Genomic DNA, 11355 nt, shown 5'->3' on the forward strand with positions numbered 1-11355 from the left:
AAAAAAAGCCTTACTACAATAGTAATTAGGCTTTATTACCCCTATTTTAATAATTTCACAATACTATTCAAACAGGTTTCTTTATAAAATTTATGCTGTTCTTCTAAATCACAAGTTAACCATTGTATTAACGAACCATCAATCATTGCTCTCATCATTTTTGCAGAGGCTAAGGAATCAATGTTTGGGCTAAACACACCTTCCCTTTTTCCTAATTCAATAATTTCTTGACCAATTCCCCAGCAATTCTCATAAAATTTTAAGTTGATTCTTTTATAATCCTCATTGCCGTTTGCCTTGGCTAAAAAATCTAAATAGACTCTGTAAAACTTTTTATTATCTTGGGGTGACACAAAAACAGCGTTTAAGTAGGCTTGAAGCTTTTCTATAGCTGTTTGATATTTGCCTATTTCTTGTATTTCAACACTATAGATTTTGCTCGTAGTGGATTCCAGTAATGCCAATAATATATTTTGTTTACTTGTAAAGTAGTAGTGAACTACCCCTTTTGAAACATTGGCATGATCGGCTATGTCTTGTAGTGTAACTTTATCATAACCTAACTTTGAAACAGCATTAAAGGCTGCTTTCATAATTTGTTTTTTACGTTCTTCCTCTTTCTTTTTCATAGATGCCTCCGGTGATTTAATCAATTACGCCTCAGTGTAATTGCCGCTGACGCTTCGCTTGTACGCGAAGAAACAATGCATCCAGATTTTTTTGATTTTGCTCGAAAGCTCATTTCAAAAAACTGTGACATCCGCTGGCGGCTTTATGAGGATTCAACGGCTATCTCCCATTATAAATGAGAGGGATTTCTGTACATAACAATACAAAAACATATACTGAATCAAGTTAAAGCTATTATACAGGAAGAATAGGTAAACTCCAATTTTATATTGACCGGTCAGAATAATTTTGTTACTGTTTATTGGAATTAAATGATAAGGGGATGTTTACTATGACAATAGGAAGTTTTAAAGCATTAGTTGTCAATCAAGAGGAAGAATTTACAGTTAAAGTAAACGAATTGACATTAGCAGACCTACCACAAGGTGAGGTATTAATTAAGATTCATTATTCAAGCATTAATTATAAAGATAGTCTTGCTTCTATTCCTGATGGTAAAATCGTTACTTCCTATCCTTTTGTTCCTGGTATTGATTTAGCTGGAGTCGTTGTTTCCTCTGAAGACCCTCGCTTTAACGAAGGTGATGAGGTCATTGCGACTAGCTATGAAATAGGGGTCTCCCATTTTGGTGGTTTTAGTGAATATGCTCGTATCCCTGCTAAATGGATTGTGCCACTTCCAAAAGGGCTTTCGCTCAAGGAAGCAATGGTAATTGGTACTGCAGGATTTACGGCTGCATTGTCTATCAAAAAATTAGAGGACAATGGCATTAACCCTGAAAAAGGAAAAATTCTTGTTACTGGCGCAACAGGTGGTGTCGGTAGTTTTGCGGTCTCTATTCTTTCAACACTTGGTTATCAAGTAGAAGCAAGCACAGGAAAAAAAGCTGAACAGGACTTTTTAAATAATCTTGGGGCTACTTCAATCGTTACTCGGGAAGAAGTTTATGATGGGAAGATTAGAGCATTAGGTAAACAAAAATGGGCGGCTGCTGTTGATTCTGTTGGCGGAGAGCCACTCGCCTCTTTATTAAGTCAAATTCAATACGGAGGTGCTGTTGCGATTAGTGGTTTAACTGCAGGCACACAGCTTCCTACAAGTGTCTTCCCCTTCATTTTAAGAGGGGTAAATTTACTTGGAATTGATTCTGTTTATTGTCCAATGGATATTCGCTTAAACATCTGGCAGCGCCTTGCGACAGATTTTAAACCAGCAAACCTTGGCAATTTCATTCAGCAAGAGGTCACACTACAGCAACTTCCAAATGTTTTACCTCTTTTACTGAGAGGCCAAGCAAGAGGAAGAATTCTTGTTACTTTATAAGCTATTCGATTTAAATTTAAAAAGGTTTGATATACTATCTCATTCCCCTTTTTATTTCCCAGAAAATATTGATAGTCATCATCAATGATACAAAGGCTACTACGCATATAAAGCGTGGTAGCTTTTTTTTGGCTGACATCTCCCTGACATAATGGCCATTTATAGTAATTCATGAACGACCCACTTGCTCACTTTAAACAAATTCAGACGATAATGTTTGTCTAATTTAACATTAACAAGCATACCCATAGAGTATGTAGGCAGCATTTTGGGAACTGAAAACTATAATCAACTTTTGGAGATGATCATATGAAGCGAGCACATATCAATGAATTAAATATTACACGTGCATTAGCCATTCTTGCTGTACTCCTCATCCATTCTACTAGTACACCCGTTACAGCATTATCTAATGAATCAAAATTTTATCCACTATATGTATTTCTCAATATTTTTCCCAAATTCGCTGTTCCTGTTTTTATTTTCTTAAGCGGATTCGTTTTATTTTACAACTATATACAAAAAGAACTAACGAAAGAGCTTATCATTCGTTTCTATAAAAAAAGAGTGACACAAATTCTCATCCCTTATCTCTTTTTTTCTATTTTTTATTATACAGCCATGCAATTTTATGTGACACATGATTTAGTATCCACATGGCATGCTTTATTTAGTGTTGAATTTCTCAAAAAACTATTAATAGGAAAAGCGTACACTCATTTATATTATATTTTTATCATTGTACAGTTCTATCTTATATTCCCTTTATTCTTATATGTTTTAAAGAAAAAGCCAGCCCTATCTCCTCATCTAATTTGGATTGGCTTCGTTCTTCAATGGGCCTTTATTCTATTAAATGCAGAGTTTTGGCAGTATCCCTATAGAGGGAGTATTTCTTTCTCTTATATTTGCTATTTTTTAGCTGGTGCATTTTTAGGTATTTATTTTGAAAAATATAAAGGATGGCTTCAATTAAAAAAAGGAAATTTTCCTATCCCCCTCCTTTTTATATGGTGTGTAGGGCTATTATCTACTATCTATAATGTTTATTTATATTACTATGTTTTTTCGTCACAAACCTATTTAGTGAACAGCACCATATTTGAACTAGTTTTTCAGCTCCAATCTTTAACAGCCTGTATCGTCTTATTACAGCTTTCTTATTGGATCTATAATAAATGGAACCATGCATGGGTCAACGGTTTCATAAACTTAGGAGTAGTATCATTTGGCGTCTATCTATTGCATCCATTTTTCCTTTTCCTTTACAGACAAATTAGTACTGGCGGCAATAGTGTCCTCTATCACCTATGGAGTGCTGGCGGCTTTATCTTTGCTCTATTTATTACATGGATGATTGTGCTGTTAATGGGCAGATTTTTCAAATACCATTGGATTGCTTTTGGGCCTATTCCGCAAAAGTTCCCTTATAAATAAAATTCATAGATTATCATAAAACTAAAAACCCTGTAGAGATATCTCTACAGGGCTTCTTATAATTGACAGGTTGAATTATTTTGAAATAGAACCGTCTTTTACTTTATTGTTATTCACATCAGCTAAGTTAGTTGATTTGAATTCTACTACAATGCTATCTGTTAAAACATATTGATCTTTAGTTGTCACTTTAAGTTTACCGTTTTCTACAACAGCAGCAGTAATTTTCACAGTAGAGCCAGCAATTTTCACTGTTAAACCTGTTGGTGTAGCTTCATTTACAATACTTTCAGAGAAGTCTACGATAAATGTTTTATTATCTACTACTGTTACTTGAGAAGCTACAGGGACAATATTTTCTTTCAGTGTTACTTGAGTTGTAGCTTTCCCATTTTTAAGTGTATTTCCTTTTGTATCAACTACATTTTTAGCTTCAAGTACATAATTACCATTAGCAGTAATAGAACCTTCAGGTAAAGTGAATCGTACTTTTTTAGTACCATCTACAAATTGAAGTTGAGTTCCAGCAGGTAGCTCTTTTCCGCCAAGTGTGTAGTTAGCAGCATTTGTTGCTGTAGCAGTCACATCTGTAGCATATTCAACAGTGAATACATTGTTATTTGTTACAACAACTGGTGTAGCTCCAAATACTAATGAATCTGTAGGCGTTTCAGGTGTAGCTTCGAACGTTCCAGTTGTAACATTAAATGTAATCGTCTCTGCAGTCACGTTTTTAGATAAATCTTTCACTGCTCCAGCAGATAATTCAAATGTGTATGTTGAATTGCTATCTAAATCAATGTCAACTTTAACTGTGTTTTTCTCTGCACCCTCAATTTTGCCATTACCATCTACATCGTAACCAGTACCTTTAACGTCTTTTACCGCTATTTCTTTTCCAGCAGTGTAAGCAATACCGTTCTGAGTTTTAATTGTTAAAATACCATCTACTTTGACAGGCTCACTAAAAGTAAGGTATAAAGCATCTACATCTGTAGTTACCTTCACATCATCAGCTACTAACATTTTTGTAGAAGCAGAGACAAGTGTAGCAGGCGTTGTATCTTTAGTTAGAATAGCATTGAACTCAAATGCGTCTCCAGCATTTCCAGCTACATCTTTTTGTCCTTCTACTTTAATATTTGTATTAATAAATGTTGATGAACCTAACACTGCTTTCGCATCAATCGTGAATACAGTTTTATCAGCTACATCTTTCAAATCAGCATCTTTTAAGTAGAAAACAGTTGATCCTACAGTTACTTTCGCATACCCTTCAACTGAAGCATCCGCATCTACAACAAATTTTTGTTTCATTAATTCTTCTGAGAAATCAAACGTAATTTCTGTACCGTTTACAGCTGTTGAAACAGTTGGTTTTGAATTATCTACATCTGCTTTAGCAACTGTGAAGTTCACAGCGATAGGATTCGCGATATTATTCGCGAAATCAGTGGCACCAACAATATCTACTTTATAAGTTTGCTCAGCTGTCAATCCAGTAATTGTTAATTTTTTACCAGATAAAGTATAGCTATCTTTTGACAGTTCAGTACCATTTAAGCTTACTGTTCCTTCATTTTGTACAAGCTCATCGAAAGTGATCACTGCTGTAGTACCTTTTGCTTCTACAGTATTCACACTAACAGGTGTTGTATCTGCAAAAGTTAATAAATTGTTAAATTCTTCAGTTAAAACTTTAGCATCTGCTTTTGTTCTGACTGGTTTTACAGTCACTTTTCCGTTAGTTAATTTTAACTCCTTATCAGTCGTTAAAGTAACAGACATGCCGTCTTCAGCCACTACTGCACTTGTGATAGCTACGCCTTCAATAGCATACTTCGTTGTGATTGCCGCATCTTTTGCATCAACAGCTGTGTTGAATTTTACTTCAAGCTCTTTTGCATTTAACCCTTTTACAGATGCTACAGCTGGTGTTACCTCTTTCACAGTTGCATCAATTGTACGTTTTACCATAGTAGCGAATTCTTCACGGCTGATTTTATCTTGTGGTGCTAATAATGAACCTTTACCATTGATTACGCCGTTGTCAACAGCCGTTTCTAAGTAAGATACAGCCCATTTAGAAGCTTTCGAAGCATCTGCGAATTGGCTAAGGTCTGCTTTACCTGTTAATTGGTAGCCTTGTACGATAACTTTCGCAGCTTGTTCTCTTGTTAATTGAGCTTTAGGTTCAAATCTGCCATTACCCATACCATCAAATAATTCTGGTGAAGTTGCAAGTACTGCATTATAAAACCAGTCATTTTCATCAACATCTGAAAAATCTTCTGTTCCTGTAGCTTTTAAATCTAAAGCTTTTGATAAAATTTCAGCAGCTTCTGCACGAGTAAGCGTACCAGCTGGGTTGAAGTTCCCTTTTTCATCACCTTGGATGTAGCCTTTGTCAGTTAAAAATTGTACAGCTTCTTTTGCCCAAGATGAAATGCTATCTGCATCATTAAATTCGGCAGCCGATGCTACTGGTACGATTGCTGATGCTACAAGTGCTGCTGTTGCAGTAGTTGCGAAAAATTTACGACCTTTGTTTTGTTTCTTCATAGTATATTCCTCCAGAATTCTAATAAATTATATTATTCTGTGAGAACAATATTATCGCGCTATTCAATTGTTAAAATATGTATAAATTGTTCTCGCAAATAATAATTACAACCAATTATAGGGAAAGCAAACTTCTAAATTTACCAAGATTAAATATCCCAATCAAACTGTAATTTGCTTTACAAGACAATAATATAACTAGATTACCAATAAATAAACGCTAAAAATAAGGTAATTTTACTACTAGATTGGTTATATAGGTAATCTTTTCATAGAAAATTTCTATAATATAGAAAAATAGATAGAATAGGCATAAAGTTCACCTACTTAAAGGGATTATATGTAATCAGTTCTTTTTCATTTACATTTGTTTTATTACTTTCTTAATATAATAGCTGAACAAAATTAAAGCTCTATCAGTGTTAAATTCTAGGTTAATAATTAGTTGATTGCTAAAATTATTTTGTCTAAATCGATTAAATGAATATTAGCCCCAGTCCCCTAAACTTTATTCACAAAAATATTTAAAAGCTATTTTCTATCATCAACTAACTATCTCGCATTTTTTAGCAATATTATTTAAAAACGGAGCAAGGAACAGTAATAGAAGTGTGCTTAAACTGTATCCGCTGCTTTTCTAATTTTAAAACAATAAAGCCATCTGACACCAATTCAATATCGGTATCAGATGGCTATATCTTCTTATTTATAATGACAGGGCGAACGACTATTACACAATGTTCATCCTTTAAAGCAGTTTGACGACCAGCAATTTTGCTCCAGTGAGTAACTTCATCTTCACTAATATTTTGCTGCTTCAGACGGTGGATTTAAAGCGTCTTTTAGTTGTTCGTCAGTTACATCATAGTCATAAAATTTGGCGTTATAATACAAGAAACTCCATTAAACTAAGGTATGTTGTCGCCTTGGCTAAACCACTACATCCGTGGGAGCGCTTCGGTGTTGTAAATAATTGAGCCTTTATTATTGTGCCGCTGGAATAAATGATTCAACAATGGTAGCTAATGCTTGAATGGTATCGTAGCTGTCACCTGGAAATTCCGCTTGGGCAAAATCAACTTGAAGTTCTTCACAAATTTTTTGACATTCACTTCCGATTTCAAAATAGGATTCAATATCCGCAGAAAGTGAAAGGAGTTCACATGTGACAAAACCTTGAGCACCTTCTGCATGTAATGTTTTAATCTTTTCCTTTACATCTGGAGCAAGCCAGTCACCTTTGCCATGACCACTTCGATAGGTAATATGCCAGTTATCAATTTGAGCAGCTTTTGAGATGGCCTCTGCTAATTCGGAGAATTGGCGTACATACAGTTCATTACGTTCAGGATTAATTGGCTGACTATGCACGGTATATAAAACATGAGTGTGCGTTCGTTTTTCAGTGGAAATCCATTCATAGGCACGATGAACACGATCTTTATAAACAGCAAGTAATTCTGTATTTAAATGCCAATTTTGACCACTTATAATAGTAACATCATGAGAAGCTAGCAATGCACTTACTTCATCATGAAACGCAGCAGCACCTGAAGACATAATCGGATTTACAGGTAGCGTAATAAAAGTTGAGATACCATCTTCAAGCATCGTGTTAACAACATCTGGAATGTAAGGTTCTGTATGTTTGTAAGCATTATATACTTTTACAGGCTGGGCTAAGCGTTGCTGTAAAGCATGTTCCAGCCCTTTAGCAATACGGCTCGTATTGGCTGCTAACGGATCAACACCACCTAATTTTTTAAATTGCGCTGTAATATTTTCAATCACATGAGGTGGTGGCGTTTTACCATTCATAATATGTGAAAAATAAGGTGTAACATCGTCTAAAGATTTTGGTGCGCCATAAGCGTAATAAATTATACCAATCATTTTTATAAACTCCTTTACTTCAATGGAATAAGTTAATTTTATATGTGCTACAGATGCTTCATAAATTTCAAATTACTATTTCTAACAGAAGCATCTTGTGACCATAGAAAAAATACGTTCATTTACAAGAACTTGAACACAATTTTACTGGGGTAAAGACAGGATTTCCATGCTGCATATAAATTTCAGCATCAATTTCAAAAATGGATTGAAACATTTCTTTACATATTACACAATGGGGTGAATCATCATAATGAATTTTCCCATTTTTTAATACAATTAGACGTTGGCTATTTTGTGCGGCTTGGTTAATATCATGCAACACCATGATAACGGTCATATTGTATTTATGATTTAACTCTTTTACAAGCTCCATCACTTCTAATTGATGAGCAATATCTAGATATGTTGTTGGTTCATCTAATAGCAAAACTTTGGGATGCTGTGCTACAGTCATTGCAATCCAAGCACGTTGGCGTTCTCCTCCAGACATCGAAGGTAGTACCCGATTTTGCATGTGATTCAATCCAGTTACATCAATTGCCCAATCGACAATTTTTATATCCTCTTTTGACAGCGACGTTTTCCCTCCACTATGCGGATGACGCCCAAATTCAACTAACTCACGCACCGTTAAATCTAATTGATGATTATTCATTTGTGGGAGCATCGTTAATGTTTTAGCCACTTCTTTAGACTTCATTTCATGAATATTCCGCTCATCTAAATATACTGCCCCACTATTCGGCTTTAAAAGACGTGAAATTACACGTAATAAAGTTGATTTTCCCGAGCCATTTGGTCCTATTAAACTAACAACTTCTCCTTCATTGATTGTCAAGGAAATATCATCTAACTGGAAGTTGGTGAACTCATGTTGGTAATTGATATGCTCAGTTCGTAGCAATGGAATTCCCCTTTCTATGAATTAAATACAGGAAATATGGCCCTCCGATAAATGCTAGTAAAATGCCAACAGGAAATTCAATAGGATCAAATACAGTTCTCGCAATTGTATCTGCGAAAACAACAAGTAAGCCACCAGCCAATGCTGAAGTAGGTATTAAATACTTATGATCTCCACCGATAATTAATCGTAAAATATGTGGTACTACCAAACCTACAAAACCAATTAAACCAGCAACACTTACTGCAATTCCTGCTAGTAACGTACTTAATACAATTAAAAAGAATCGACTGCGTTCAACATTGTGTCCTAAAAGACTTGCCATTTCATCGCCTAGACGCATTATACGAATATGTTTAATCGCATAAATTGATAATATAATAGCTACAAGGACATAGTAGACAATCATCTCTAATTGCATCCAACCAACACCCGTTAAACCGCCTGACAACCACGGCAATACAGATTGTACACGATCGCTATAAAGAATCATTAGTGCATTTGTTCCTGCACCACAAAGTGCATTGATGGCTACCCCAACTAAAATAATTCGCATTGGGGATGTGCCACCTTTTTTCACCGATAATGAATACACAATCATTGCCGCTACAAAAGCACCTAAAAAAGCTGCTATAGGTAAGTAAATAATATAGCCAGGAAATACAACCATAACCGCTACAGCCATCATTCCAGCGCCAGAAGTAATTCCAATAACTCCTGGATCGGCTAATGGATTTTGCATGACTCCTTGTAAAATAGAACCCGCAATAGCCAAGCAAACACCAATAATCATACCCGTTAGTATACGGGGCATTCGGATTTCCCAAACAATTCGTCGTGCCATAGTATCTTCTGAACTAAAAATTCCATTAAACACTTCACTTACTGAAAACGAAACTTGTCCTATCATAAGGCTGCCAATACTCACAATGATTAATAGTATAGGTAACACAATTAGCGCTATTTTTCGTTTTTTAGCAAGTGGGTGTGCATATTTTTCCGCTTCTGCTATCATCGTTATTTCCCCACAATAAAATTATTTAACTGCTTCTTCAGCTGTCTTTAAAAGTCCGCGCATATAGTCAATAGCTTCTACAACTTGTGTACCAGGATTATCAAACAATTCTGCTGGTAAAATAATAATCTGTTTATTCTTTACTGCATCTAAGTTTTTCCACGCTGCATTTTCTTTCAATTGTTTTTCAAAACCATCTTTTACTGTTGCTGGATTGGCGTGCGTAATTAGCATAATTATTTTTGGGTTACGTTCAACAATTTTCTCAACACTTAATGTTGCGTATGTTGGAAACTTATCTGTCGCTGGTAAATCAGCTGCTATATTTTTACCACCTGCCTTATTTAAAATATCTCCGTATAGTGAATTATCAAGCGCGGCTAAATATGTACCTGGTGCACCGTAAACAATGAGAGCATCTAACGTTGATTTTGTTGAGCCTTTTGCAATTTCCTCATCAATTTGTCCAACTAACTTCTCCGCTTTTGCTGTGTTATTAAATAATGCTCCATATTTTGTAATCGTCTTTTTTATATCATCTACTGAATTCATATTTGAGTACACAATTTTCGTACCTGTAGCTTCTACCGTTTTAGCGAACTGCTGGAAGCTAAGTGGCACAATAAGTATTTCCGCATTCAATGCAGCAATTTGCTCAAATGATGGTTCATGTGGGTTACCTATCTCTTGAATAGCTTTTACTTCTGCCTTCATATCGGATGTAATCGTTGGTCGACCAGTAACGTTTGCACCTAATGCAAGCAAAATATTCATCATTCCTGGATTTAATGTAGCAACTGAACTCGGTATTGCTTCAAATTCATGCTTATTTCCAAGGTCATCTATTAATGTTACCGCCCCCCCTGTTTCAACTTGTTGTTCCATTTCTATTTTATCTGTTGAAGCACCCACATCTGCTGGTTTACTTTCCTCTCCACATGCTGTTAATACTAATGCTAACGCACCTACTAATAGAAATTTAAACTTCTTCATGGTAACTACCAACCCTTTCTTTTTTTAAAAAAACCAAATTGAAATTGATAATCATTCTCATATAGTTGTTTATGATTCTATTTGAAATAAAAATAATTGTCAACAAACGTTTTTAATGTTATTTTTTAAAATTTTTTATTGCATAGCCAATTAATGTATGTTTTAATTGATAATGAAAATCAATATCAATTAAAAACGTCATAAAGGGGTCAATATAATAGATGATTACAGTAACTAACCGTTTTTTAGTAAAAAAAGGTTTTGCTCATAAAATGGCACCATTATTTATATCTGATAAAAATTTATTGAACTGGGAAGGGTTTAATAAAGTTGAAGTGAACGTTTGCTCTGAACCAGAAGATCACGATGAAATGAACGTTATGATGTTCTGGGATACAGTCGAGCAATTCAAAGCATGGCGCGAATCAGATGACTTTAAAAATTTACACCGTCGTGAAGAGATTGGTAACAAAGAAAACAATGAGTCTTCCCCAATAATGGGTAACCGGGTTGTTATTTCAGAAATTGCTGCAACTTTAGTAAAGTAGCAGCAATTTCTGTACAAGGATTTCTTAAAAGGATAAAGATGTGCCA

Annotated in this window: 9 protein-coding genes; 3 read left to right on the forward strand and 6 right to left on the reverse strand. The window is 35.0% G+C overall.

What is annotated here, in order from left to right:
• Nucleotides 1-41 precede the first annotated feature (41 nt).
• A complete protein-coding gene (locus MHI34_RS00260; protein ID WP_036127086.1) occupies nucleotides 42-629 on the reverse strand; it encodes a TetR/AcrR family transcriptional regulator in 588 nt (195 codons plus the stop codon).
• 332 nt (nucleotides 630-961) lie between these two features.
• Here MHI34_RS00260 and MHI34_RS00265 point away from each other — a divergent pair, with 332 nt between their 5' ends.
• Both MHI34_RS00265 and MHI34_RS00270 read left to right on the forward strand, forming a co-directional pair.
• Nucleotides 962-1954 carry an acryloyl-CoA reductase gene (locus MHI34_RS00265; RefSeq protein ID WP_340810186.1) on the forward strand — a complete coding sequence of 331 codons (993 nt, stop codon included), beginning with the start codon at nucleotides 962-964 and terminating at the stop codon, nucleotides 1952-1954.
• Between the two features lie 309 nt (nucleotides 1955-2263).
• The gene (locus MHI34_RS00270; RefSeq protein WP_271912686.1) at nucleotides 2264-3391 is read left to right on the forward strand and encodes an acyltransferase; all 1128 of its coding nucleotides are present in this window, start codon (nucleotides 2264-2266) and stop codon (nucleotides 3389-3391) included.
• Nucleotides 3392-3466: 75 nt separating this feature from the next.
• Here the strand turns inward: MHI34_RS00270 and MHI34_RS00275 are convergent, their stop codons facing one another.
• From MHI34_RS00275 to MHI34_RS00295, 5 genes are all read right to left on the reverse strand, one after another.
• Nucleotides 3467-5953, reverse strand: a complete 2487-nt coding sequence (locus MHI34_RS00275) for an S-layer homology domain-containing protein (protein ID WP_342504018.1) — start codon at nucleotides 5951-5953, stop codon at nucleotides 3467-3469.
• Between the two features lie 984 nt (nucleotides 5954-6937).
• Complete coding sequence (locus MHI34_RS00280; protein ID WP_342504019.1) at nucleotides 6938-7846, reverse strand: ferrochelatase; 909 nt, start codon at nucleotides 7844-7846, stop codon at nucleotides 6938-6940.
• Nucleotides 7847-7964: 118 nt separating this feature from the next.
• Nucleotides 7965-8735 carry an ABC transporter ATP-binding protein gene (locus MHI34_RS00285; protein ID WP_271913550.1) on the reverse strand — a complete coding sequence of 257 codons (771 nt, stop codon included), beginning with the start codon at nucleotides 8733-8735 and terminating at the stop codon, nucleotides 7965-7967.
• Between the two features lie 4 nt (nucleotides 8736-8739).
• Nucleotides 8740-9768: an iron ABC transporter permease gene (locus tag MHI34_RS00290; RefSeq protein WP_036127100.1), complete on the reverse strand. Its 1029-nt coding sequence runs from the start codon at nucleotides 9766-9768 to the stop codon at nucleotides 8740-8742.
• Nucleotides 9769-9789: 21 nt separating this feature from the next.
• A complete protein-coding gene (locus MHI34_RS00295) occupies nucleotides 9790-10761 on the reverse strand; it encodes an ABC transporter substrate-binding protein (RefSeq protein ID WP_342504020.1) in 972 nt (323 codons plus the stop codon).
• Between the two features lie 221 nt (nucleotides 10762-10982).
• Between MHI34_RS00295 and MHI34_RS00300 the strand changes: the two genes are divergently transcribed.
• Entirely contained in the window at nucleotides 10983-11309 is a 327-nt protein-coding gene (locus MHI34_RS00300) for an antibiotic biosynthesis monooxygenase (RefSeq protein ID WP_036127104.1), read from the forward strand.
• Nucleotides 11310-11355: the final 46 nt, after the last annotated feature.

The sequence above is a fragment of the Lysinibacillus sp. FSL L8-0126 genome, assembly GCF_038630385.1.
GTDB lineage: Bacteria > Bacillota > Bacilli > Bacillales_A > Planococcaceae > Lysinibacillus > Lysinibacillus fusiformis_D.

Excerpts from the sequence above, each read along its gene's own strand:
- MHI34_RS00290 (WP_036127100.1), bottom strand. The coding sequence starts at position 9,768 with ATGATAGCAGAAGCGGAAAAATATGCACACCCACTTGCTAAAAAACGA.
- MHI34_RS00260 (WP_036127086.1), bottom strand. The coding sequence starts at position 629 with ATGAAAAAGAAAGAGGAAGAACGTAAAAAACAAATTATGAAAGCAGCC.
- MHI34_RS00300 (WP_036127104.1), top strand. The coding sequence starts at position 10,983 with ATGATTACAGTAACTAACCGTTTTTTAGTAAAAAAAGGTTTTGCTCAT.
- MHI34_RS00280 (WP_342504019.1), bottom strand. The coding sequence starts at position 7,846 with ATGATTGGTATAATTTATTACGCTTATGGCGCACCAAAATCTTTAGAC.
- MHI34_RS00295 (WP_342504020.1), bottom strand. The coding sequence starts at position 10,761 with ATGAAGAAGTTTAAATTTCTATTAGTAGGTGCGTTAGCATTAGTATTA.
- MHI34_RS00270 (WP_271912686.1), top strand. The coding sequence starts at position 2,264 with ATGAAGCGAGCACATATCAATGAATTAAATATTACACGTGCATTAGCC.
- MHI34_RS00275 (WP_342504018.1), bottom strand. The coding sequence starts at position 5,953 with ATGAAGAAACAAAACAAAGGTCGTAAATTTTTCGCAACTACTGCAACA.
- MHI34_RS00265 (WP_340810186.1), top strand. The coding sequence starts at position 962 with ATGACAATAGGAAGTTTTAAAGCATTAGTTGTCAATCAAGAGGAAGAA.